Below are 24,632 nucleotides of genomic sequence, written 5' to 3' on the forward strand. Positions count from 1 at the left end.
GGCGCTATCGCCTTGGCGACACCGTGTCCGTCCGGGGCCGAGCCAGCTGCAAGAGGATGGCGCACAAGGCCCCAGCGATGGTGCCGGTGGCATGGGCCCCCACGGCCACGGGAAAGGGCCAGTCGGGCCTGACCTGGACGGCGCCGTGCCAGGGGGACTCCAGCAGGATCTTGGCGGCCAACCCCAGCCCCAGGGCGGCGCCCAACCCGCGCCAGCGGCCGCCGGGGCGCCACAGGAGCATCACGGCCGTGACGGCAACGCCGGCATGCAGCACGCCGGACAGACCCAGGTAACGCTCGGGTTGCGCGGCCAGCCACAGCAGGGCATGGGTGAGCGGCCAGGCGGCCGCCCAGGCCACTGTGGCCGACAGGCTCAGCCGGGCCTGCCAACCCAGCAGGCCCAGCAGGGCGCAGCCGGCCAGGTTGGCGCCGAGATGGCCGAGGGTCCCATGGACGAAGGCGGCGCTCCAGCAGCGCCAGATCTGCTGCGGGGCGCTGCGCCACCAGACGAGCGGCTCGTGGGCCGGGGCCCCCGCCCAGCTGGCGACGGCCACCAGCAGCGAGCCCAAGGCTGCCGTGCTGGCCAGCGCAACCCAGGCGACGCCGGGCTGGCTCAGTCGCCGAAGACCTCGCGCCACAGGGCTCGCACCGCGTCGCGCGGCGCGGCGAGTTGTTCGGCCGGAAACTGCGTGGGTCGCTCGTCCAGGCGGGCGCGGTGCTGGGCGCGGCGCAGCTCTCGATAGGCCTCGGCCGCGGCTTGGCCGGTGCCGGCCGAGAGCAAGCCGGCGTGTTCGGCGCGCAGCATCAAGGCGATGTTGCCCACGTCATCGTGCAACTCGGGGTGGGTGGCCCCATGGGCGAGCACCAGGCATTGCACGGCGAACTCGGCATCCATCATGCCGCCTTCGCTGTGCTTGACGTCGAAGAGCCCGTCCTTGACCGGATGGGCCTGGCGCACCTTGGCGCGCATGGCGCGGATTTCCTCGCGCACGGCCCGTGCATCGCGCGGGGCGGCGATCACCTCGCGGCGCACTTGTTCGAAGCGCGCGCCGATGTCCGCTGCGCCGGCGCAAAAGCGCGCCCGTGTGATGGCCTGATGCTCCCAGGTCCAGGCGGTGTTGCTGCCTCGGCCTTTCTGGTAGGCCTCGAAGGCCGACAGCGAGGTCACCAGCAAGCCGGAATTGCCGTTGGGGCGCAAGGCGGTATCGATTTCGAACAGTTCGCCGGCGCTGGTGCGCAGGGTCAGCCAAGTGATGAGCTTGCGCGCGAAAGCGGCGTAGGCCTCGGGCGCGCGCTCGTCGTCGTCGTCGAACAGGAAGACCAGGTCGAGGTCGCCCCCATAGCCCAGTTCCTTGCCGCCGAGCTTGCCGTAGGCGATGACGGCAAAGCGCGGTTGCTCGGCATGGCGTTGACGCAGGTGCGGCCAGGCCCAGCGCAGGGTGCATTCGACGGTGGCATCGGCCAGGGCGGAGAGATCGTCGGCGACTTGCTCGACGCTGATGTGCCCCTCGACATCGCGCACCAGGGTGCGGAACACCTCGGCATGATGGGCGCGGCGCAGGGTGTCGAGCAGGGCTTCTTCGTCGGCCTGGCCCGAGCGCGCCCAGGCTTCGTGGCGTTGCTCCAGGTCGTGCACGAAGCTGGCGGCATCGAAGCGGGTGTAGATCAGGCGCGGGTCGGCCAGCTCGTCGATCACGCCGGGGTGGCGCATCAGATAGCGCATCGGCCAGCGCGCCAAGCCCAGCAGGCGCAGCAAACGCTGGTGAACCTCGGGCCGCTCCACCAGCATGGCAAGGTAGCTCTCGCGGCGCAGCAGGGGGTCGAGCCAGTCGATGAAGCGCAAGGCCGCCTCGTCGGGGATGTCGCCTTGCGCCACGCGCTGGGCCGACCGCAACACCAGCTTGGCCAGTCGTTGCTTGGTGTCATCGCGCAAAGCGGCGATGCGCGGGTGCGCCACCCAAGGCTTGACCCGTTGGGCCAGAGCCAGCGGCAGCCGCTCGAGCAAGGCCTCGCTGTCCAGCGCCGGCAGCGATTCGCCACAGCCCTTGCAGCCACCCGGGCGCGGGGATTGGCCATCGTGCAAGAGGGCGTCGAACTCCAGCGCCACGAATTCGCGGGTTTGCAGCAGACGGTCCATCAACTCGCAGGCATCGCGATGGCAGGCCAGGCCCAGGCTGCCGGCGATCCAGCGCAAATCCTCGTCATGGGTGGGTAGCTGGTGGGTCTGCTGATCGTCGAGGTACTGGATGCGGTGTTCGACCCGGCGCAAAAAGACATAGGCCTCGGCCAATTGCTGCGCCGTCTCGGGCTTCATCACGCCCACCTGGGCCAGGCGTTCGAGGGCGCGCAGCGTCGAGCGGGTGCGGATCTCGGGGAACTGGCCGCCGCGCACGACCTGCAACAGCTGCACGATGAACTCGATTTCTCGGATGCCACCACGCGAGAGCTTCACGTCATTGGCGCGCTCGGGCCGGCCGGCGGCGCGGCGCGCGGCCTCTTCGCGCACCTTGCGATGCAGGTTGCGCAGGCTCTCGAACACACCGTAGTCGAGATAACGGCGAAAGACGAAGGGAATGACCACATCCCGCAACTGCAAGGCCCGTCCCGAGACCACCGAGGCGCGCGGGGCCACCACACGGCTTTTGAGCCAGGCAAAGCGCTCCCACTCGCGGCCTTGCACGAGGAAATATTCCTCCAGCATGGCCAGGCTCACCACGGGCGGGCCGGACATGCCATTGGGTCGCAAGGCCAGATCGACACGGAAGACGAAACCATCCTCGGTGGTGTCGCCGATGAGCGTGTACAGGCTGCGCGCCACCTGCGAGAAGTATTCGTGTGCCGAGATGCGGCCGCCCCCTTGCGCGTTGCCGGCGGTCATGCCGGCTTCCTCGTACACGTAGACCAGGTCGATGTCGGAGGAAACGTTGAGCTCGCGCCCGCCGAGCTTGCCCATGCCCACGACCCAGAAGTCGATGCGTTGGCCGGCTTCGTTCAGCGGTGCGCCGTGGCGCTCGTCTTGTTCGGCCAAAGCCGCACTGAGCGCACGGTCGAGCGTCACTTCGGCCAGCGCGGTCATCGCCTGCCCGATCTCGGGCATGCTGGCGGCGCCTTCGATGTCGAGCACGGCCAGCCGCTCCAGCGTGAGCTGACGCGCCTGCCGCAAGGCCGCTGCCAGCGATCGACCGCGACCGAGCAAGGCATCGATCAGGGCTTCGATGCGGGGCGGGTCGGGAAGCCCAGGGGGCAGCAAGCCCAAGATGTCGCCATGGCGACGACGCACCCGCTGCACGAAGCGGGAATACTCGGCCCTCACCCCTGGGCCGGTGGCGGAGCGACCGCCGCTGACAACTTCGTGGAAACCCATGGCCCGTCCTGGGGTCTGATCAGATGCCTGTGCTAGATTGTGATGGCCTCATCGCGCAGGGTGCCGATGGCTTGCGCGTTGCTGCGCGAGCCGTGGCGGCTGCCGTCATCGTCCCCATGAGTCTTGCTGTCTTGCCGCATGCCTGGTTCCAATGGCCCCGTCGGGCCGTTGGCAAGATCGTGCGCGTGTTGCAGTGGATGACGGTGGCGGCGCTGGGCCTCATGCTGCTGGTGTGGCTGGTCGTGCACACGGTGATTCTGCCGCGAATCGACACTTGGCGTGTGCCGATCGAGCAGGCCGCCACCCGGGCCTTGGGGGTGCCCGTGCAGATTGGGCGCATCCGTGCGGAATTTCACGGCGGCACGCCGGTGTTCGAGCTCGATGAGGTGCGCCTGTTCGACAGCCAGGGGCATGAAGCCTTGCGTCTGCCGCGCCTGAGCGGGACATGGTCTTGGGCCTCGCTGTGGCATGTCGAGATGCGATTGGGCCGCCTGGACATCGAGGCCCCTCGCTTGGCCGTGCGGCGCGATGCCCAGGGGCGGCTGTTCATTGCCGGGTTGGATGTGGGGGACACCGGCGCCGGTGCGTCGGCCTCGCCGGTGGCCCTGGACTGGTTCCTCTCGCTGCCGGAGTTTCGCGTGCGAGGGGGCCAGCTGCGCTGGATCGACGAGCAGCGCGGCCTGCCGCCCCTGGAGCTTGGCGACGTGCAGGTGGTGATGCGCAACAGCGCCCTGGCGCCGCGTCGGCATGAGTTCCGGCTCGATGCCACCCCGGTGGACGGCTGGGGCGAGCGCCTGTCGCTGCGGGGCCGGTTCACGCAGCCGTTGCTGACCCGTCCATCCGATCGTTCGCGCTGGAGCGGCCAGGCCTATGCCGAGCTGCCGCGGGTGGACTTGCAGGCTTTACGCCGCCACTTGCCGGCCGAGCTGCAGCTGCAGCGCGGCGTCGGAGGGCTGAGGGTGTGGGCGGACATGCAGGCCGGGCGCTGGAGCGGTGTGACCCTCGACCTCGATCTGATCGATCTGCAAGCCCGCTTCGAAGGGGTCGACCAGGCCCTGGAGCTGGGCGGCCTGCACGCGCGCCTGCTCTGGCGTGAGGAGGAGGGCGGGCAGCAAGTCGTGGCCTTGCAGGGGCTGAGCGCGACGGCCGCCACGCACGCGGCCCCGGCGCAGGCGGCGCTTTGGGCAGGGCTGCCGCCGTCCTTCGAGCTGCGGTGGCGTGCGGCGTCCACACCAGGGCTCACCGAGGACGGGTCGCTCCATCTGCCGCGCGCCGATGTGGCCGCCTTGGCCGCGTTGGCACAACGGCTGCCCCTGCCGGCGGGCTTGCGTGCCGGACTGGCCGAAGTGCAGCCGGCCGGTCGGGCTGAACCCTTGTCGCTGCAATGGCAGGGCGATTGGCGTGCACCACGGGCGTACCGGGTCAGTGGCCAGTTGTTCGGCGTGAGCCTGGCCGCGCAGGCCGCGGGGCCGACGGTGGGGCGTCCCGGGTTGCAAGGGGCCGACTTGGCCTTCCAAGCCCATGAGTCCGGGGGCTCGGCCCGGTTGCACATGCGTCAAGGCGCCTTGGTGTTCCCGGGCGTGTTCGACGATCCGCGCGTGCCGCTGGACGAGCTGCAGGCCGACTTGGCCTGGACCCTCACGGCCGGCGAGGATGGCCCGGCCGTGACTGTGCAGGTGCGCGACGCGCACTTTGCCAATGCAGATGCCCAGGGGCGCTTCGTTGGGACATGGCGCACCGGCGCGGCCGCCGGCGTGGGCCGCGGGGCGCGGCTGCCCGGCGTGCTCGATCTGCAGGGCCGCCTCGACCAGGCCCAGGCCACGCGCATCTGGCGGTATCTGCCGCGCCAACTGCCCGCCTCGGTGCGTGACTATGTGCGTCGCGCCGTGATGGCCGGCCGCGCCAGCGAGGTGGAGTTCCGCGTGCAGGGTGATTTGTGGGACTTCCCCTATGCACCCGGCCAAGACGGCACTTTCCGCATTGCCTCGCGCATCGAGCAGGCCAGTTTTGCTTACGTGCCCGGCCAGGAGGGGCAAGCCTCGCCCTGGCCGGCCTTCACCCATGTGCATGGCGAGCTCGTGTTCGATCGGCACTCGATGCAAATTCGACAGGCCCGGGCTCGGCTCTTCGGCTTCGAACTGCAAGACGTCAACGGCGGCATCGAGGACTTGGCACATCAGCCCGTGCTGCGCTTGAGCGGAGGTGGCAGCGGGCCTTTGGCCGATGCCTTGCGTTTCGTGAATGACACGCCGGTGGGGCAGTGGACGCATCATGCGCTGGCCCAGGCCAGCGGCAGCGGCCTGGCGCAGCTGCGCTTGTCGGTGCAACTGCCGCTGGACGATCCGTCGCAGGCTCGCGTGCAGGGGCGCGTCCGTTTGGACGGCAACGACCTGCGGCTGCGACCCGACACGCCCGTGCTGGCGCGCGCCCGCGGCGAGGTGAGTTTTTCCGACGAGGGCTTCACGGTGCATGGCGCCTCGGCCCGGGTGTTGGGGGGGGAGCTGCAGTTCGAAGGCGGCACCATGCGCGATGGCAGTGTGCGCTTCGAAGGCCAAGGCACGGCCAGCGCCGCTGGCCTGCGCGAAGTGCGTGAACTGGGGCTGCTGCCCTATCTGGCCGAGCACCTGCAAGGCCAGACGGCCTACCGGCTCCAGTTCGGTCTGGTGCAAGGCTGGCCCGAGCTGAGCCTCAGCAGCGACCTCACCGGACTGGCCTCGACCCTGCCCGCCCCGCTGGACAAGCCCGCGGCGCGGCCCTGGCCTTTGCGAGTGACGCAGACCGTCGAGGCCGACAGCCTGCAGCCGGGCCGCACACCACGCGACCAGGTGCGCGTGCAGCTCGGTCAATCGCTGTGGGTGCATTACCGCCGGGCGCTGGGCGACGCGACCCAAGGCACCCCCACGCGCGTGCTGGCCGGCGCCATCGGCCTGGGCGAGGCCCTGCCGCTGCCGGCCAGCGGCGTGCGTGCCCGGGTGGCCTTGCCCCAGCTCGACATGGACCGCTGGCGTGCCGTGGCTGAAAGCTTCGAAGCCGGTCTGGCCAGCGCCGAGGCGCCGGGGGCGGACTATGCGCCCGATCGCATCGAGCTGCGCAGCGCGGCGGTGCAGGCCGCGGGCCGGCGGTTCACGGCCGTGCGTCTGACGGGCGAACGCGCCGGTGAAGGCTGGCGTGGCCAGGTCCGCAGCGAACAGCTCGAAGGCCGCATCGAATGGCAGCCTGGGGCCGCCGGCGGCCAGCTCCGAGCCCGGCTGGCCCGTCTGAATTGGCCCGAGGCCGATCCTGGCGATGGAACACCGGCGGCCACGCCGTTCGGCTCGGACCGTGCAGCACCCGCCCTGGACATCGAGGTCGAGGACTTCCGCTGGGGCTCGCGTGCCTTGGGGCGTCTGGAAGTGCAGGCCGAGAGCCGTCGCACCGGCGAGTTCCGTGAATGGCGGCTGCGGCGACTGTCGCTGCAAAACGCCGTGGCTCGCTTCGGGGCCAGCGGTGCTTGGCTGGCCGTGCGCGATGGCCTCGGCGGGGCCACGGCCCGCACCGAACTGGACTTCGAGCTGGACGTGACCGACAGCGGCAGCCTGCTGGAGCAATGGGGGCAGGCCGGCGTGCTCAGCGGCGGCCAAGGGCGCGCCAGCGGTCGCATCGGCTGGCAGGGTCCGCCCCTGGCTCCCGACCTGGCCAGCCTGGAAGGACAGCTGCGCGTCGATGTCGAACGCGGCCGCTTCCTCAAAGCCGACCCTGGCGCGGCGCGGCTCATCAGCGTGCTGAGCCTGCAGGCCTTGCCTCGGCGGCTGATGCTCGACTTCCGCGATGTCTTCAGCGAAGGCTTCGCCTTTGACGACTTCGGCGGCGATGTGCGCATCGAGCGTGGCGTGGCCCACACCGACAACCTGCGCATGCGGGGGGTGGCCGCTGCGGTGCTGATGGAAGGCCGTGCCGACCTGCGGCACGAAACCCAGGACCTGCGCGTGGTCGTGGTGCCCGAGATCAACGCCGGCGGCGCCTCGCTGGTGTATGCCGCGATCAATCCGGCCGTGGGCCTGGGCACCTTCCTGGCGCAGCTTTTCTTGCGCAAACCCATGATCGAGGCCAACACCCGTGAATTCCGCATCACGGGCTCGTGGAGTGACCCTCAGGTGTTGGCCGTCCCCCGCGCCGCTTCGTCGACGGCGCCAGCGGCCACCAGCGGGGCGCCCAGCCCTGCGCTGCCGGGGGGATGAACCCCCGATCCCCAAGGAAGGAGTCTCCATGCGCATTGCTGCGGTCCAGATGGTGTCTTCCACTCGCCCGGCCCACAACCTCGAACGTGCCCGCGACCTCATCGCGCAGGCCGCGGCGCAAGGGGCCGAACTCGTGGGCCTGCCCGAGAATTTCGCCTTCATGGGCCACAGCGACACCGACAAGCTGTCCCTGGCCGAGCCGCCGGGACACGGGCCTTGGCAGCAAGCGCTGGCGCAGGCTGCACGCGAGCACCGCCTCTGGCTGATCGGCGGCAGCCTGCCCCTGCGCACCGAGCAGGCGCAGCGCGTCACCAACACCACCCTCGTCTTCGATCCCCAGGGTCGCTGCCGTGCGCGCTACGACAAGATCCATCTGTTTCGCTATGAGGAACATGGTCCCGAGGGCCACAAGCTCTACGACGAAGCCGTGGTGCTGCGTGCCGGCGACCAGCCCGTGGCCGTGGACCTGCAGTCGCGCCAGGGGGTGGCGCTGCGCCTGGGGCTGAGCATCTGCTATGACCTGCGCTTTCCCGAGCTGTACCGGGCGCTGATGCGCCCGCCGTGCGACTTGATCGCCGTGCCCTCGGCCTTCACCCATACCACCGGGCAGGCTCACTGGGAGGTGCTGCTGCGTGCGCGGGCGATCGAGAACCAGTGCTATGTGATGGCGCCGGCCCAAGGGGGGCGCCACGAGAACGGGCGCCGCACCTTCGGACACACGCTCATCATCGACCCTTGGGGCGAGGTGCTGGCGCGCGTGGAAGAGGGGGAGGGGGTGGCCTGCGCTGAGCTCGATCCCGCACGCATCGCCCAAGTGCGTCAACGCTTGCCGGCCTTGGCGCATCGCCGGCTGTGATCCCGGGCCGGTCGTTCACGAGGGCCTTTAGACCTTTAGAAGAACGGCGAATCGTCGGCCGGTGGCCGGCGATGGGGGCTGCGCTCGCGCGGCCAAGGCGGCGGGCGGCGTGCCGGGCGTGCGGGCCGCGGCCGGCTCAGCCACAGGCCCAGCAGCGGCAGCAGCGGTTGCAGCCATGCCAGGCCCTCGCGCATGCCTCGCAGAAAGCCCACGGCCGCGCGTGTGACCGACACGGGCGTCTGCCCGAGACGACGCGGGCCGACCCACAGCGCCATGGCGGCCACCAAGCCCGCGACGGCCACCGCCTTGGGGTTGGCCAGGATCCACCGCAGGCTTTGGCTGCGCGGGAAGGCCGGGCTCAAGCGCGGGTGGGCCGGCCAATCGGCATCGCCCGGGCCGAGGTCGGGGGCGCCGGCTGGCCTCGCAGGCCCGGGCGCGGCCGCTGCGCGCGGTGCCACCAGCGCACGCAATTGCGCTCGCTGGCGCGCCATGCGCAACAGCAACAGCTCGCGCTGGGCATCACGGTGCTCTTGTTCGGGCGTTCGGTTCGGCGGGGGCGCACTCATGATGATGGTGGACTCTCAGGCGTCCAAGGGCGGGCATCGTCGCTGGGCGGCGTGGGCGCAGGACGGGCCACCGCCGGCCCCTGGCCCTCATGCAAGCGTCGCAGGGTCTCCAGATCGGCCGCCAGCTCGCGGCGCAACAAGGCAAAGGCCTGATCCCCTTGCTCGAGCAGGCGCCGCACTTGGAAGATGGCCCATGCCGCGCCCACGCCCAGGACCAACACCACGCCGGCGGCCGCTGCGACGCGCCAGGGCGTGTCCCAGCAGGCGATGATGACCAGCGCGCCGAGGAAGCTGACGGTCAGGCCGGCCAGCCAGACTGCCGCCAGCAGGCTGACGAACAGCCGCGCCAGGCGCCGCTTTTCGTCTTGCCATTCGAGCTGGGCCAGGGTGACCCGGTCGACCGCCACCTCGACGCCCAGCGCCAAGACGCGCCGTAGCCGCTCGATCAGCGCATCGATCTGGGGGGCGAACAGCCGCGCCAGCATGGGGCTGACTCGGTGGGTCAGCGGCGGGCGATCAACACACCCACCAGCAGGCCGGCCAAGGCGGCGATGCCAGCCACCTTCCAGGGCTCCTCGTGAGCGTATTCATCGGCCATGGCCGCGGTGTGACGCACCCGTTGGGTGATGTCATGCGTGACGTCGGCCACGGCCTCGCTGGCCCGATGCAAAGAGGCCTGCAGCTTTTCCTTCAGCGCTCGCACCTCGGGCAGGTCGCGCACGGCCGGGTTGGACATCAGCTCGGCCAGATCGGCCTTCAGATCGGCCCATTCGCGCTCCAGGGTGCTGGCGCTGTCTTGCGCCGCCTGACTCACCCCGCGGGCCACGCGGCGGGCGGCCTGTTCAGTGCGTTCGGCGGCAGCGGCAGCGGCTTCGGTGGGGGCATTGGCAGACATGGCGTTCTCCTGTGGTCAATGAAAAGGGAGGACCAACCCATTCTAGGCAGGGTTGGTGGCGCGACGCGCGGCACCGCAGCGCGTCATGGGGTCTTGTGCGGTGGGGCTTGCGCACGCAAAGCGTCCAGGGCCAGCGCCACACGGTCGAATTCATAAGACTTGTCGAAGAAATGCTCGGCCCCCAGAGCCAAGCAGCGCAAGCGCACCGCGCGCGAGGCCGTGTTCGTCAACACCATCGTCAGCGGCCGCGGTTGCAGATGCTGTAGCGCGCTCAACACCCCGAAGCCGCTGCCCTCGCGCAACTGCAAATCCACCACCACCACATCGAAGGCCTGCTCGCGCAGCGCGCTCAACGCGGCGGCTTCGGTGTCGGCCTGAGCCGTCACCCGGAAGCCCTCGCAGCTGTGCACCAACTCGACCAGGCGCTCGCGGATCAAGGCCGAGTCCTCGATCACCAACACCGTGCGCTCGGGCACGCGCGGAGGGGCGGCAGTGGATGCGCTCGCATGCATGATGGTCTGAGCCTAGCGCAGCAGCCCGTGCACGTCTGTAGGCGCGGGCCTACGTGCTCATCCCGGCGACGCGTGCGCTGCTGATTTGGACGCTGCTTATTGAACGCTGGCTATTGAACGCTCGCTATTGGATCAACCCGTTCTTCACCGCGTAGTACGTCAGCTCGGCATTGCTCGACAATTGCAGCTTGGCCAGCAGTCGCGCACGGTATGTGCTCACCGTCTTGACACTGATGAAGAGTTCGTCGGCGATCTGCGTCACCGACATGCCCGAGGCCAGCTTGCACAGCACCTGGAATTCGCGTTCGGACAAATCCTGGTGGGCCGGCCCAGCCCCGGGCTGGTCCATCCGCTCGGTCATCAGGTCGGCCACCACCGGGCTCACATAGCGCCGCCCCTGCAAGACCACGCGGATGGCGCGCAAGATCTCTGCGCCATCGGCATCCTTTTTCAAGTAGCCGTTGGCGCCGGCGCGCAATAGATTGATGGCGTACTGCTCTTCCGGGAAGGCACTGACGATCAGCACCGGCACCTCGCCCACATGGTGGCGGATCAGGCGCAGCGTGTCCACGCCCGTGCGGTCCGGCAGCGAGATGTCCAGCAGCACCAAGTCCCAGCCGCTGTGGCGCAACAGGGCCAAGGTCTCGGCGCTGGTCGAGGCTTCCCCGCCGACGACCAGGTCGGGTTCGGCGTCGATCAACTGGCGCAGGCCGGCGCGCACGATCTGATGATCGTCGGCCACCAACAGGCGTTTGCGTTGCATGCGAAGGTGCCAAGCCGCAGGATGCCCAGTCTGGCACAGCACGGCGGGATTCGCCAAGTCGGGCTGGGGCATGTGGACCTCTGAATGGCAAGAAAGTGGAGGGCGCACCCTACCGAGCCGCCAAGCCCCAAGGACATGAGCCGGCGGAGGGGTCCGTGGCGATGCGGCCGCTGCGGGCCCAAGCTGCCACCACCGATGCCCTCATGGTAGAAACGCGAGGCGACGGCCGGTGTCATCCTGCATGCCGGGCGGTCTGTCGGAATCCGCTGACATCGATGAGGCCTTTTTCTGCTCCGTCCTCCTGGTCCTTGCGCGGCGTGTGGCGCGAGGTGCTGCGCCGACTGCGTCGGATTCACCAGGACCTGCAAGCCGCCGCGGCGCGCTCCGGCCAAGTGCCGGCGCGTCTGCTGCGTCGGCTGGCCGTGCTCAAGCTGGCGCTGCCCTTGGCCCTGGCCTTGGGGGTGGGCATGCTGTGGATCACCGAGCGCGGCTATGAGCGGCTGGCCCACACTTATGCCGAACTCAAAGGCTCACGAGTGTTCTCCGCCAACCTCGACAGCCTGGCCTTCCTCGCGGCTCGGGCCGATGCCACGCAGGCCGAGTATCTGCTGACACGCACGCCCGACAGCCTCTGGCGCCACCGTTCCACCTTGCAGCAGATCGTCGCTCTGTACCAGCCTTTGCTCGAAGGCGGCCTGCCGCATGCCGACCCGCAGGATCTGGCCGTGGCCTTGCGCTACATCGACGCCGAGCGCGAAGAACTGGCGCGGCTCGATGCCTTGGGGCCCAGCGCCACGCCCGCACAGATCGACGCGGTGCTGCAACCCAGTCCCGTGTCCGATGGCAGCCTGCGCCAAGCCATCGGCCGCATGGTCGCGCGCGAGCGTGCCTTGCTCGAACGCGCCGAGGCCGAGGCGGCCGGCGAATTGCAGCGTCAGCGCTGGGTCTCGCTGGGCACGCTGGTCGCAGGCCTGATGCTGCTCGTGCTGCTCTTTCAGGCCTACCGCGGCGAGTTCGAAGAGGAGCAGCGCATGGCCCAGCGTTTGCAACAGGAGCGTGATCGGCTGGAGCGCGCGGTGCGGCTGCGCACGCGTGAGTTGTCGGAGCTGGCCACCCACTTGCAGGAAGTGGCCGAGCAGGAAAAGGCTCGGCTGGCGCGCGAGCTGCACGACGAGCTCGGAGCGCTGCTGACGGCCAGCAAGATGGAGGTCGGCCTGCTGCTGCGGCGCGGCTTGCAGCTGCCGCAAGAAGCGATCGAGGCCTTGCAGCGCGTGCAATCCAACCTCGAGCAAGGCGTGCAGATCAAACGCCGTGTCATCGAAGGGTTGATGCCTTCGACCCTCAGCCACCTGGGCTTGGTGGCTGCGCTGGAGACCCTGGCCGACGAGGTGCAAGCCCAGTCGGGGCTGCACATCGAGCGCGATCTGCCCGAGGCCCTCGAGCTCGACCGCGAACGCAGCCTAGCGGTGTTTCGGCTCGTGCAGGAGGCCCTGACCAATGTGCAAAAACACGCCCGCGCCAGCCGGGTGGACTTGGTGCTCGAAACCCGCGGCGACCGCCTGCTGCTGCGTTTGCGCGACGATGGCGTGGGGTTGGACCCGGCGCAGACACGCAAGCTCAAAAGCCACGGACTGCGCGGCATGAAACACCGGGTCGATGCCTTTGGCGGCCGCTTCGAGATCGGGCCTGCGGCTGGCGGCGGCACGGTGCTGACGGTCGAAATTCCCTTGACGCCCGTGCCCGAGGCCGCGGACGACACCGACATCTGAACGCCGGCCCGCCGGCGGCAGCCATGCCGGCAGTGCCGTGTCGGTGCGCCCGCGCGCCGTGGGGCAGCGGCCTATCGTCGGCCGAACATCATCTGCCGCGCCAGCAGCGACTTGGCCGGCGACATCCGCTGCAGCGCAGCCAGCCCCAGCGCGCGGGCTGCCCCCAAGCCCGGCAGATTCCACACGAAACTGCGCGCCAGGAAGTCGGTGACGGCGATCGTGCCCCAGCGGTCCCCCGCGCGGGCCCATTCCGCGCGCCGCAGTGCGGCGTCCACGTCGCCGCCCGAGCGGCGCAGCCGTCGTACCAGTTCAAAGGCGTCGCGCAGACCCAGGTTCAGGCCCTGGCCGGCCACCGGGTGCAGTGTTTGCGCCGCATTGCCAATGCGCACCGTGCGACCCTGCACCAAGCTGCGTTCGGCATTGAGCCCCAGTGCGAACGCCTTCAGCGGACTGATGGCCACCACGCGCCCGGTGTCTGGGTGCAGCACGTGGTTGAGCACGGCGATGCGCTGCGCATCGTTCAAGGGCTGCACGGGATCGTCCTGCTGCGGCACACACCACACCAGCGCGGCCTCCTCGCCCCCCAGCGGCAGCAAGGCCACCGGCCCGTGGGCGGTGAAACGCTCATAGGCCGTGCCGGCGGGCAACCCACGCACCGTGACCTGGCCGACCCAGGCGGTTTGCGCATAGTCGTGGCGCAGCGCCTTGCGCGCCTGCGCGGCAAACACCCCGCCTTCGGCCACCACCGCCAAGTCGAAGCGTTCGGCGATGTCGGCGTCCAGCTCCACGGCGCCGTGCAGCGTCTTCAGCGAGCGCACCGGGGTTCCCAGCCGCAGGGCCAGACGCTGCGGCTGGGCGGCGCAGGCGTCGGCCCAGGCCTGCTGCAGCGGGGCCACCAAGCGGCCATAGCGCAGCACCGCCCCCAGCATCGGCACGCCTTCTTCCAGCGCATCGATCACCACCTCGGGCTGCCGGCGCACCAGCAGCAAGGGTTGCTGCTGCGACACATGCACGCGCCGGATGGGCTCGGCCGCCGCCGCGGGCCAGACCTTCAGGCGCTGCAGCAACTGCACGCTGCCCAGCGACAGCGCCAAAGTGCGGGGATCGGCCCCCACGTCATGCTCGGGCGCTCGGGCATCGAAGACGGTCAGGCGCGCGTGCGGCAGTTCGCGCGCGGCCAGCAAGGCCAGCGCCAAGCCGCAGGGGCCGGCGCCGACCACGGCAATGTGCAGATCGGCGGACATGGGTAGCAACACCTGGGGCAGGGCGACACGGAAGCCTGCCGGTATGGCGATGATAGGGCGGCCCTGCACCGATATCATCGCCGCAACCCCACCCGCCGACCTGGCCTTGCCCATGGCCCGACTGCCCCGCCTCGTCCTGCCCGGCCTGCCCCACCATGTGATCCAGCGAGCGCACCCTGGACAGCCGGTGTTCGGCGACGAGGCCGACCATCGCGCCTATCTCGAGGCCCTGCGCGAGGCAGCCCGCACCCACGGGGTGGCCGTGCATGCCTATGTCTTGGTGCCGCGTGAAGTGCAGCTCCTGGTGGTGCCCGACACCGCCGAGGGCTTGTCCCGCATGATGCAGTCCATCGGTCGGCGCCATGGTGCGTGGTTCAACCGTCGCCATGCGCGCAGCGGCAGCCTGTGGGACGGCCGCTATCGGGTCACCATCGTCGAGCCCGAAACCGGGTTCATCGACCTGTGCCTATACATCGAAGCCCTGCCAGTGCGCCTGGGCCTGTGCGCCCGGCCGCACGACTGGGCCTGGTCCAGCCTGCCCCACCACCTGGGGCGGCAGCGTGACCCCTTGCTGAGCGAGCACGCCGAGATCTGGCGCCTGGGCAACACCCCCTTCGACCGCGAAGCCGCTTACGCGCGGCGCACCGAAGAGGGGCTGGGCGCCCGGCGCATCCAGGAGCTGGAGGCGGCCTGCGGGCGCGGCTGGGCGCTGGGGCGCGCGGAGTTCCTGGCCGACCTGGCCGAAAAGGCGGGGCGGCCGCTGCAACCGCGCCCGCGCGGCCGGCCGCGCAAATCGCCGCCCCCATAAGACTGTCCCCATTAATTTGTGCACCGTATTGGTGATGAAAATAATTGGAGTCTGACCCCATTTAATTGCGCTTGAAGTCCTGTCGGGCCTGCAGTACGCTCGGGTCATCCCTAACGATGACTCGGAGTGCGCCATGCCACAGGCCGCCCAGGGGGGAGCCACCCCCGAAGAAATTCGTGCCCTGGCCGAACAGGGCCTGTATGACCCCCGCAACGAGCGTGATGCCTGCGGCGTGGGCTTCGTGGCCCACATCAAAGGCCACAAGGCTCACAGCATCGTCGAGCAGGGCTTGAAGATCCTCGAAAACCTCGACCATCGCGGCGCCGTGGGGGCCGACAAGCTGATGGGCGACGGTGCGGGCATCCTGATCCAGATCCCCGACGAGTTCTATCGTGCCGAGATGGCCAAGCAGGGGGTGGAGCTGCCGCCGCCGGGCGAATATGGCGTGGGCATGATCTTCTTGCCCAAGGAGCATGCCTCGCGGCTGGCCTGCGAACAGGAGTTGGAGCGGGCCGTCAAGGCCGAAGGGCAAGTGCTGCTGGGCTGGCGCGATGTGCCGGTGGACAAAGACATGCCGATGTCGCCGGCAGTGCGCGAGAAAGAACCGGTGATCCGCCAGATCTTCATCGGCCGCGGCCCGGACATCATCGTGCCCGATGCCTTGGAGCGCAAGCTCTACGTCATCCGCAAGACCGCCTCCAGCGCGATCCAGCGTCTCAAGCTCACGCACTCGCGCGAGTACTACGTGCCCAGCATGAGCTGCCGCACGGTGATCTACAAGGGCTTGCTGTTGGCCAACCAGGTGGGCACCTATTACAAAGACTTGCGCGACCCGCGCGTGGTCTCGGCCCTGGCCCTGGTGCATCAGCGCTTCTCGACCAACACCTTCCCGGAGTGGCCGCTGGCCCACCCCTACCGCATGGTGGCCCACAACGGCGAGATCAACACCGTCAAGGGCAACTTCAACTGGATGCGCGCCCGCGAAGGCGTGATGAAATCGCCCGTGCTCGGCGACGATCTGCAAAAGCTCTATCCGATCAGCTTCGAAGGCCAATCCGACACGGCCACCTTCGACAATGCGCTGGAGCTGCTGACCATGGCGGGCTATCCGCTGGCCCATGCCGCCATGATGATGATCCCGGAGGCCTGGGAGCAGCACACGCTGATGGACGAGCGCCGCCGCGCCTTCTACGAGTACCACGCGGCGATGATGGAGCCCTGGGACGGTCCGGCCGCGATGGTGTTCACCGACGGCCGTCAGATCGGCGCCACGCTGGACCGCAACGGCCTGCGTCCGGCGCGCTACATCGTCACCGACGACGACTTGGTGGTGATGGCCTCGGAGTCGGGCGTGCTGCCCATTCCCGAGAACAAGATCGTCAAGAAGTGGCGCCTGCAGCCGGGCAAGATGTTCCTGATCGACTTCGAGCAGGGCCGCATCATCGATGACGAGGAGCTGAAAAACCTCTATGCCTCGGCCAAGCCGTACCGCCAGTGGATCGAGAACGTGCGCATCAAGCTCGACTCGATCGACGTGGTGGGCGAGCCGCCGAAGTTCACCGAATCGCTGCTGGACCGCCAGCAGGCCTTCGGCTACACGCAGGAAGACCTGAAGTTCCTGATGAGTCCGATGGCGCAGTCCGGCGAGGAGGGCATCGGCTCCATGGGCAACGACTCGCCACTGGCCGTGCTGTCGGACAAGAACAAGCCGCTGTACAACTACTTCAAGCAGCTGTTCGCCCAGGTCACGAACCCGCCGATCGACCCGATCCGCGAGGCCATCGTGATGTCGCTGGTGTCCTTCATCGGCCCCAAGCCCAACCTGCTGGACATCAACGCGGTGAACCCGCCGATGCGTCTGGAGGTTTCGCAGCCCATTCTCGACTTCGACGACATGGCGCGCCTGCGCCAGATCGAGCGCCACACCGGCGGCAAATTCAAGAGCTACGAGCTGAACATCACCTATCCGCTGCAATGGGGGCGTGAGGGGGTGGAGGCCAAGCTCGCCTCGCTGTGCGCCGAAGCCGTGGACGCCATCAAGACCGGCCACAACATCCTCATCATCACCGACCGCTACATGAGCCGCACCCAGGTGGCCATCCCGGCCTTGCTGGCCTTGTCGGCCGTGCATCACCATTTGGTGCGCGAAGGCCTGCGCACCACGGCCGGCTTGGTGGTGGAGACCGGCTCGGCCCGCGAGGTGCATCACTTCGCCGTGTTGGCCGGCTATGGCGCCGAGGCCGTGCACCCCTACCTGGCCATGGAGACGCTGGCGGCCATGCATGCCGAGCTGCCGGGGGAGCTGTCGGCCGAAAAAGCCATCTCCAACTACGTCAAGGCCATCGGCAAGGGCTTGTCGAAGATCATGTCCAAGATGGGCGTGTCCACCTACATGTCCTATTGCGGGGCGCAGCTCTTCGAAGCCATCGGCCTGAAGAAGGAAATGGTGGACAAGTACTTCCGCGGCACGGCCTCGCAAGTGGGCGGCATCGGCGTGTTCGAAGTGGCCGAAGAAGCCATCCGCATGCACATGGCTGCCTTCGGTGACGACCCGCTGCTGCGCGACATGCTCGACGTCGGCGGCGAATACGCCTGGCGCGCGCGCGGCGAAGAGCACATGTGGACGCCGGATGCCATCGCCAAGCTGCAGCACAGCACGCGCGCGGGCCGCTTCGACACTTACAAGGAATACGCGCAAATCATCAACGACCAGTCGCGCCGCCACATGACCCTGCGCGGCTTGTTCGAGTTCAAGCTCGATCCGAGCAAGGCCATCCCCATCGAGGAGGTCGAACCCGCCGCCGAGATCGTCAAGCGCTTTGCCACCGGCGCGATGTCGCTGGGCTCGATCTCCACCGAGGCCCACACCACGCTGGCCATCGCGATGAACCGCATCGGCGGCAAGTCCAACACGGGTGAAGGCGGCGAGGACCCGGCGCGCTACCGCAACGAGCTCAAAGGCATCCCCATCCAGGCCGGCACCAAGGTGTCCGATGTCTTGGGCCACAAGGTCATCGAGGTCGACTACGAACTGCAGGCCGGCGACTCGCTGCGCTCGAAGATCAAGCAAGTCGCCTCGGGCCGCTTCGGCGTGACCACCGAGTACCTGGTGAGCGCCGACCAGATCCAGATCAAGATGGCGCAGGGCGCCAAGCCCGGCGAAGGTGGCCAATTGCCGGGCGGCAAGGTGTCCGAGTACATCGGCTTTTTGCGCTACTCGGTGCCCGGCGTGGGCCTCATCAGCCCGCCGCCGCACCATGACATCTACTCGATCGAGGACCTGGCCCAGCTCATCCACGACCTCAAGAATGTCAACCCGCGCGCCGACGTGTCGGTCAAGCTGGTGTCCGAAGTCGGTGTGGGCACGATCGCCGCTGGTGTGGCCAAGGCCAAGGCCGACCATGTCGTGATCGCCGGCCATGACGGTGGCACCGGTGCCTCGCCTTGGTCGTCCATCAAGCATGCCGGCACGCCCTGGGAGCTGGGCTTGGCCGAGACCCAGCAGACCCTGGTGCTCAACCGCTTGCGCGGACGCATCCGCGTGCAGGCCGATGGTCAGATGAAGACCGGCCGCGACGTGGTCATCGGCGCGATGCTGGGGGCCGACGAATTCGGCTTCGCCACCGCGCCCCTGGTGGTCGAGGGCTGCATCATGATGCGCAAGTGCCACCTCAACACCTGCCCGGTGGGCGTGGCCACGCAAGACCCGGTGCTGCGCCGCAAGTTCGCCGGCAAGCCCGAGCACGTGGTGAACTACTTCTTCTTCGTGGCCGAAGAAGTGCGCTCGATCATGGCCCAGCTGGGCATTCGCAAGTTCGACGACCTGATCGGTCGCTCCGACTTGCTCGACATGCGTCGGGGCATCGAGCACTGGAAGGCCCGCGGCTTGGACTTCAGCCGCATCTTCCACCAGCCTGAGGTGGGACCCGAGGTGGCGCGCCACCATGTCGAGTCCCAGGACCATGGGCTGGAGCGCGCGCTGGACGTGCGCCTCATCGAGCGTTCGCGTCCCGCGCTGGACAAAGGCGAGAAAGTGCAGTTCATCGAGACCGCGCGCAATGTCAACCGCACCGTCGGCGCGATGCTCTCGGGCGAGTTGATCCGCCGCCATCCCGACGGCCTGCCCGATGACACCATCCACATCCAAATGGAGGGCACTGGCGGCCAGAGCTTCGGCGCCTTCCTGGCCAAGGGCATCACGCTGTACCTCATCGGCGATGCCAACGACTACACCGGCAAGGGCTTGTCGGGCGGCCGCGTGGTGGTGCGTCCCAGCATCGACTTCCGCGGCGATGCCACGCGCAACATCATCGTGGGCAACACGGTGTTGTACGGCGCCACCAGCGGTGAGGCTTTCTTCCGCGGCGTGGCCGGCGAGCGCTTTGCGGTGCGTCTGTCCGGGGCCACGGCGGTGGTCGAGGGCACGGGCGACCATGGCTGCGAATACATGACCGGCGGCACCGTCGTCGTGTTGGGCAAGACCGGCCGCAACTTTGCCGCCGGCATGAGCGGCGGCATCGCCTACGTCTATGACGAGGATGGCCAATTCGCCAAGCGCTGCAACACGGCGATGGTCAGCCTGGAGAAAGTGCTGCCGGCGGCCGAGCAACGCGCCACGGTCGATCCGGCGATCTGGCACAAGGGGCAGACCGACGAGGAACTGCTCAAGAAGCTGGTGCAGGACCACAACCGCTGGACCGGATCGCAGCGTGCGCGCGACATCCTCGACCACTGGGAAGAAGCGCGTGCGAAATTCGTCAAGGTCTTCCCGCACGAATACAAGCGGGCCCTGGGTGAGTTGCATGCGCGCACCGAAGCGGCCCACACCATCGAGCGTGCCAAGGCGGCCGATGCATCGAAGAAGTCCGCCAAGGCCAAGGCCTGAGCCCCACGTCAGGAGTTCAACACATGGGAAAAGTCACTGGGTTCCTCGAGTACGAACGCCTCGAAGAGGGCTATGAGCCGGTCGAGAAGCGGCTGAAAACCTGGAAGGAATTCGTCATTGGCCTCAAGGAAGACGAGGCCAAGATCCAGGGCGCGCGCTGCATGGACTGTGGCACGCCGTTTTGCAACAACGGCTGCCCGATCCACAACATCATTCCGGACTTCAACGATCTGGTCTATCGCGGCCAATGGCGCCAAGCGCTGGACGTGCTGCACTCGACCAACAACTTTCCGGAGTTCACCGGCCGTGTCTGCCCGGCGCCCTGCGAGGCGGCCTGCACGCTCAACGTGAATGACGACCCGGTGGGCATCAAGTCCATCGAACATGCCATCATCGACCGCGCCTGGGCCGAAGGCTGGGTGGTGCCTCAGCCGCCCCAGCGACGCACCGGCAAGAAAGTGGCCATCGTCGGCTCTGGGCCGGCCGGCCTGGCCGCAGCCCAGCAGCTGGCCCGCGCCGGCCACGACGTGACCGTGTTCGAGAAGAACGACCGCATCGGCGGCCTGCTGCGCTACGGCATTCCAGACTTCAAGATGGAGAAGTCGCACATCGACCGGCGCATCGAGCAAATGAAGGCCGAAGGGGTGACCTTCCGCACCGGGGTGCTGGTGGGCAAGCTGCCCGAAGGCTCCAAGGTCACCAACTGGGCCAAGGAAACCCTCAGCGCCGAGCAATTGTGCAAGGACTTCGACGCCGTGCTGTTGGCTGGCGGGGCCGAACAATCGCGTGATTTGCCGGTGCCAGGCCGTGAGCTCGACGGCATCCATTTCGCGATGGAATTCCTGCCCCAGCAAAACAAGGTGGTGGCCGGCGACAAACTCAAGAGCCAGATCCGTGCCGATGGCAAGCATGTGATCGTCATCGGCGGTGGCGACACCGGCTCGGACTGCGTGGGCACCTCCAACCGTCACGGCGCCAAGAGCGTGACCCAGTTCGAGCTCTTGCCCATGCCGCCGGAGCAGGAAAACAAGCCGCTGACCTGGCCGTATTGGCCCTACAAGCTGCGCACTTCCTCCAGCCACGAGGAAGGCTGCGTGCGCGAGTTCGCCATTGCGACCAAGGAGTTCGTGGGCGAGAAGGGGCGCGTCACCGGCGTGAAGACCGTCCGCGTGGACTGGAAGGACGGCAAGATGAGCGAAGTGCCCGGCACCGAGCAAGTGTTCAAGGCCGACCTGGTCTTGCTGGCCATGGGCTTCCTCGGTCCGGTGGGCAGCGTCCTGGAGGCCTTTGGTGTGGACAAAGATGCCCGCGGCAATGCCAAGGCCAGCACCGAATTCATCGGCGGCTACCGCACCAACGTCGACAAGGTGTTCGCCGCCGGTGACATGCGTCGCGGCCAGTCGCTGGTGGTGTGGGCCATCCGCGAAGGCCGCCAAGCCGCGCGCGCGGTGGACGAGTACCTGATGGGCACGAGCGACCTGCCGCGCTGAGGCCTGCGCAGCGCGGGGTCAGCCCGCGGCTGCGGCTGCGGCTGCGGCCGGCAGCGTCAGTCGATAACCCGCGCCGCGCACGGTCTCGATCAAATCCACGCAGCCGGCTTGTGACAAGGCTGCGCGAAGTCGTTTGATGTGCACGTCCACGGTGCGCTCTTCGATGAAGACATGGTCGCCCCAGACCCGATCCAACAGCTGCGGTCGGGAGTGCACCCGCTCCGGGTGCGTCATCAAGTAGCGCAGCAACCGAAACTCCGTGGGGCCCAGATGAATCGGCCGTCCGGCCCAACTGACGCGGCGGGTGCCGGGATCCAAAGACAATGCGCCCAGGGTCAACGGGGTGTCCAAGACTTCGGGCGCCTTGCGGCGCAGCACCGCCCGGATGCGCGCCCCCAGCTCGGCCGTGGAAAAGGGTTTGGACACATAGTCGTCGGCACCGGCCTCCAAGCCCAGCACCACGTCGTGCTCATCGCTGCGCGCGGTCAGCATCACGATGGGCAGGCTGCGTGTGCGCGGATCGGCCCGCCAGCGCCGCGCCAGGCTGATGCCCGACTCCCCTGGCAGCATCCAGTCCAGCAGCACCAGGTCTGGCAGGGCTTCGCGCAACGCGGCATCGGCCTGCGCGGCATTGCTGCTGAGGCGCAGTTCGAAGCCTTCGTGGCGCAGATGCAAGGCAATCAACTCGGCAATCGCCGGTTCGTCTTCGACGACGAGAATTCGTGCCATGAGCGTCCTTCGTTGACAATCGGGCGCACCGTGGATCAGCTCACCACCGAGGCCACTTCCCCCAGCGGCGTGTGACGCACATCGGCCCCTTTGACCACATAGATGACTTGTTCGGCCACGTTTTTGGCATGGTCACCCACCCGTTCGATGGCTTTGGCCACGAACACCAGATCGATGCTGATCGAGATGGTGCGCGGGTCTTCCATCATGTAGGTCACCAGCTTGCGCAACAAACCATCGAACTCGAGGTCGATGGCATGGTCTTTCTGGATGGCCGCGAAGGCGTCGGCCGCATCCAGCCGGGCAAACGCATCGAGGGATTGACGCAGCAAGCGCAGCGCCAAGTCCGCCTCGAAAGACAAGTCCGCCACGGTGGCGCGTAGGCGATGCGCCATGCCCGAATCGATCAAGCGCCGCACGGTGCGTGCGATGCGCGAGGCTTCGTCGCCGGCGCGCTCCAAATTGCCGATGGCCTTGCTCACCGCGATGAGCAGCCGCAAATCGCGCGCCGTGGGTTGGCGTCGCGCGATGATGGCGCACAAGTCACGGTCGATCTCGACTTCCCGGCGGTTGACGCGTGCCTCCTGCTCCAACACTTGGAGGGCGGTCTCTGGGCTGAGGTGTTGCAGTGCATAGACCGCTTGCGCGAGCTGCGCTTCCACCAAGCCGCCCATCTCCAGCACCCGGCTGGAGATGTCGCTCAGTTCGGCGTCGAATTGGGTGGACAGATGTTTGTCGCTCATAGATGACGGCGGCGGCAAGCGCCCGGGGTGTGTTCAGCCAAATCGGCCGGTGATGTAGTCCTCGGTTTCTTTGCGCTGAGGCTTCATGAAGATGTTCTTGGTTTCGCCGAACTCGATCAGGTCGCCCAGATACATGTAGGCGGTGTAGTCCGACACACGGGCTGCTTGCTGCATGTTGTGCGTGACGATCAGCACCGTGACTTGATCTTTGATCTGACCGATCAGCTCCTCGATGCTGGCCGTGGCAATCGGGTCCAGCGCCGAGGTCGGCTCATCGAACAGGACGATTTCCGGATCGGTGGCCAGGGCTCGGGCGATGCACAAGCGCTGCTGTTGGCCTCCCGAGAGATTGAAGGCCAAGTCGTGCAGCCGATCCTTCACTTCCGGCCACAACGCGGCAGCGCGCAGCGCCGACTCCACCTTGTCGTCCAGATAGCTGCGAGAGCGTTCGCCGCGCACGCGCAAGCCGTAGGCGACGTTCTCGTAAATAGACTTGGGAAACGGGTTGGGCTTTTGAAACACCATCGAGATGCGCATGCGCACTTCGATCGGATCGACACGGCGGTCCAACAAGTTCACCGCATCAGGCAACAACTCGATGGCACCTTGATAACGGTGCCCGGGGTACAAGTCGTGCATGCGATTGAAGCAACGCAGGAACGTCGATTTGCCGCAGCCGCTGGGGCCGATCAGGGCAGTCACTTTGTTCTGGAAGACCGGCATCGAGATGCTTTTGAGCGCCTGGAATTCGCCGTAGAAGAAGTCCAGCGCGTCCGACTTGGCCTTCAGGGCGGGGGGATGGTCCGGCAAGGTGATGGTGCTGGTCATGGCAAACGGAAAAGAAGATTCGGTGTGAGGGGGCTTACCACTTGATGCGCTGGCGCAGCCGATAGCGCAGCCAAATGGCCAAGGCGTTCATGCCCAAGGTCATGAAGACGAGCACCAAACTGGCCGCTGCGGCGTTTTGGTGAAACGCAGTGTCCGGCCGCGAGGTCCAGTTGAAGATTTGGATCGGCATCACGGTAAACGGGGACATCAGCCAGTCGAACAAGCCGGCCGGAGGCTGGCCGCTCCCGGGCAGGGGGGGCAAGAAGGCGATGAAGGTCAAGGCGCCGATGGTGATGACCGGTGCGGTCTCGCCGATGGCGCGCGACAAGCCGATGATCACCCCGGTGAGGACGCCCGGACTGCTGTACGGCAGCAGATGATGCTGCACCACCTGCCACTGTGAGGCCCCGCAGGCATAGGCACCTTCGCGGATGTGCTGGGGAATGGCGCGCAAGGCCTCGCGCGTGGCGGTGATGACGATGGGCAGGATCAGCAGCGCCAGCGTCAAGCCTGCCGTCAGAATCGACTGCCCCAGCCCGAAGGTGTAGACGAACAACCCCAGGGCCAACAATCCATAGATGATCGAGGGCACACCGGCCAGATTGGTGATGTTGATTTCGATCAGGTCGGTCAACCAATTCTTGCGAGCGTATTCCTCCAGATAGATCGCTCCTGCGATGCCCACCGGCACGGCCACGGCCGCGGTGACCAGCATCACCAACAGCGAGCCGACCCAGGCCGACAGGATGCCGGCCTGTGATGCGCGGCGCGAGGGAAATGAGGTAAAGAATTCCAGATCCAGGCGCGACAAGCCTTGGACGGCCATGTCGGTGAACAAGGCCGCCAATGTCAAGACGGCCACCATCAGGGCACCGAGGCCCAACATGCCGAACCACAAATCCCAGCGTTTGTGCCGCTCGATGATCTGGCGCAGTCGCGCAACGTCGAAATGGGGGCGGGACAT

General features: G+C 67.7%; 18 protein-coding genes. 6 read left to right on the forward strand and 12 right to left on the reverse strand.

Annotated features, from left to right (window positions below; genetic code table 11):
• Positions 1 to 4: 4 nt before the first annotated feature.
• Both rrtA and glnE read right to left on the reverse strand, forming a co-directional pair.
• Complete coding sequence (gene rrtA / locus F615_RS19390; RefSeq protein ID WP_019560664.1) at positions 5 to 637, reverse strand: rhombosortase; 633 nt, start codon at positions 635 to 637, stop codon at positions 5 to 7.
• On the reverse strand, positions 613 to 3,363 hold the full coding sequence (gene glnE, locus F615_RS0108045) for a bifunctional [glutamate--ammonia ligase]-adenylyl-L-tyrosine phosphorylase/[glutamate--ammonia-ligase] adenylyltransferase (protein ID WP_019560665.1): 2,751 nt from the start codon (positions 3,361 to 3,363) through the stop codon (positions 613 to 615). The genes rrtA and glnE overlap by 25 nt, the downstream gene beginning before the upstream one ends.
• Positions 3,364 to 3,479: 116 nt before the next feature.
• On the opposite strand from glnE, the gene F615_RS17995 reads away from it, so the two are divergent.
• Positions 3,480 to 7,580 carry a YhdP family protein gene (locus F615_RS17995; protein WP_051090211.1) on the forward strand — a complete coding sequence of 1,367 codons (4,101 nt, stop codon included), beginning with the start codon at positions 3,480 to 3,482 and terminating at the stop codon, positions 7,578 to 7,580.
• A gap of 28 nt (positions 7,581 to 7,608) precedes the next feature.
• Positions 7,609 to 8,436, forward strand: a complete 828-nt coding sequence (locus tag F615_RS0108055; RefSeq protein WP_019560668.1) for a carbon-nitrogen hydrolase family protein — start codon at positions 7,609 to 7,611, stop codon at positions 8,434 to 8,436.
• A gap of 35 nt (positions 8,437 to 8,471) precedes the next feature.
• On the opposite strand, the gene F615_RS0108060 is transcribed toward F615_RS0108055, so the two are convergent.
• The 5 genes from F615_RS0108060 to F615_RS0108080 form a co-directional block, all read right to left on the reverse strand.
• On the reverse strand, positions 8,472 to 9,002 hold the full coding sequence (locus F615_RS0108060; protein WP_019560669.1) for a hypothetical protein: 531 nt from the start codon (positions 9,000 to 9,002) through the stop codon (positions 8,472 to 8,474).
• Positions 8,999 to 9,487 carry a phage holin family protein gene (locus F615_RS18000; protein WP_019560670.1) on the reverse strand — a complete coding sequence of 163 codons (489 nt, stop codon included), beginning with the start codon at positions 9,485 to 9,487 and terminating at the stop codon, positions 8,999 to 9,001. Before F615_RS18000 ends, F615_RS0108060 begins: the two co-directional genes overlap by 4 nt.
• 17 nt (positions 9,488 to 9,504) lie before the next feature.
• Positions 9,505 to 9,897 carry an ElaB/YgaM/YqjD family protein gene (locus F615_RS0108070; protein ID WP_019560671.1) on the reverse strand — a complete coding sequence of 131 codons (393 nt, stop codon included), beginning with the start codon at positions 9,895 to 9,897 and terminating at the stop codon, positions 9,505 to 9,507.
• An 83-nt stretch (positions 9,898 to 9,980) separates the two neighbouring features.
• A complete protein-coding gene (locus tag F615_RS0108075) occupies positions 9,981 to 10,409 on the reverse strand; it encodes a response regulator (protein ID WP_083932424.1) in 429 nt (142 codons plus the stop codon).
• 124 nt (positions 10,410 to 10,533) lie between these two features.
• A complete protein-coding gene (locus F615_RS0108080; protein ID WP_019560673.1) occupies positions 10,534 to 11,172 on the reverse strand; it encodes a response regulator in 639 nt (212 codons plus the stop codon).
• 275 nt (positions 11,173 to 11,447) lie between these two features.
• Here F615_RS0108080 and F615_RS18005 point away from each other — a divergent pair, with 275 nt between their 5' ends.
• On the forward strand, positions 11,448 to 12,941 hold the full coding sequence (locus F615_RS18005; RefSeq protein WP_169452420.1) for a sensor histidine kinase: 1,494 nt from the start codon (positions 11,448 to 11,450) through the stop codon (positions 12,939 to 12,941).
• Between the two features lie 71 nt (positions 12,942 to 13,012).
• Here F615_RS18005 and F615_RS0108090 read toward each other — a convergent pair whose 3' ends face one another.
• A complete protein-coding gene (locus tag F615_RS0108090; RefSeq protein ID WP_019560675.1) occupies positions 13,013 to 14,185 on the reverse strand; it encodes an FAD-dependent monooxygenase in 1,173 nt (390 codons plus the stop codon).
• Positions 14,186 to 14,297: 112 nt separating this feature from the next.
• Here F615_RS0108090 and F615_RS0108095 point away from each other — a divergent pair, with 112 nt between their 5' ends.
• The 3 genes from F615_RS0108095 to F615_RS0108105 all read left to right on the forward strand — a co-directional run bounded on the left by F615_RS0108095 (position 14,298) and on the right by F615_RS0108105 (position 21,368).
• Positions 14,298 to 14,993 carry a transposase gene (locus F615_RS0108095; RefSeq protein WP_026330142.1) on the forward strand — a complete coding sequence of 232 codons (696 nt, stop codon included), beginning with the start codon at positions 14,298 to 14,300 and terminating at the stop codon, positions 14,991 to 14,993.
• 133 nt (positions 14,994 to 15,126) lie between these two features.
• Positions 15,127 to 19,878 carry a glutamate synthase-related protein gene (locus tag F615_RS0108100; RefSeq protein ID WP_019560677.1) on the forward strand — a complete coding sequence of 1,584 codons (4,752 nt, stop codon included), beginning with the start codon at positions 15,127 to 15,129 and terminating at the stop codon, positions 19,876 to 19,878.
• A gap of 23 nt (positions 19,879 to 19,901) precedes the next feature.
• Positions 19,902 to 21,368, forward strand: coding sequence for a glutamate synthase subunit beta (locus tag F615_RS0108105; protein WP_019560678.1), 1,467 nt, complete (start codon positions 19,902 to 19,904; stop codon positions 21,366 to 21,368).
• Positions 21,369 to 21,386: 18 nt separating this feature from the next.
• Here F615_RS0108105 and phoB read toward each other — a convergent pair whose 3' ends face one another.
• From phoB to pstA, 4 genes are read right to left on the reverse strand one after another with little or no spacing between them, the layout of a single operon-like run.
• On the reverse strand, positions 21,387 to 22,097 hold the full coding sequence (gene phoB, locus F615_RS0108110) for a phosphate regulon transcriptional regulator PhoB (RefSeq protein WP_019560679.1): 711 nt from the start codon (positions 22,095 to 22,097) through the stop codon (positions 21,387 to 21,389).
• 35 nt (positions 22,098 to 22,132) lie between these two features.
• Positions 22,133 to 22,840 (reverse strand): phosphate signaling complex protein PhoU, encoded by a 708-nt coding sequence (gene phoU, locus F615_RS0108115; RefSeq protein WP_019560680.1) that lies wholly within the window; start codon positions 22,838 to 22,840, stop codon positions 22,133 to 22,135.
• 33 nt (positions 22,841 to 22,873) lie between these two features.
• The gene (gene pstB / locus F615_RS0108120) at positions 22,874 to 23,668 is read right to left on the reverse strand and encodes a phosphate ABC transporter ATP-binding protein PstB (protein ID WP_019560681.1); all 795 of its coding nucleotides are present in this window, start codon (positions 23,666 to 23,668) and stop codon (positions 22,874 to 22,876) included.
• 34 nt (positions 23,669 to 23,702) lie between these two features.
• Positions 23,703 to 24,632 carry a phosphate ABC transporter permease PstA gene (pstA, locus tag F615_RS0108125; protein WP_019560682.1) on the reverse strand — a complete coding sequence of 310 codons (930 nt, stop codon included), beginning with the start codon at positions 24,630 to 24,632 and terminating at the stop codon, positions 23,703 to 23,705.

Source organism: Caldimonas manganoxidans ATCC BAA-369, assembly GCF_000381125.1.
GTDB classification, from domain to species: Bacteria; Pseudomonadota; Gammaproteobacteria; order Burkholderiales; family Burkholderiaceae_C; genus Caldimonas; species Caldimonas manganoxidans.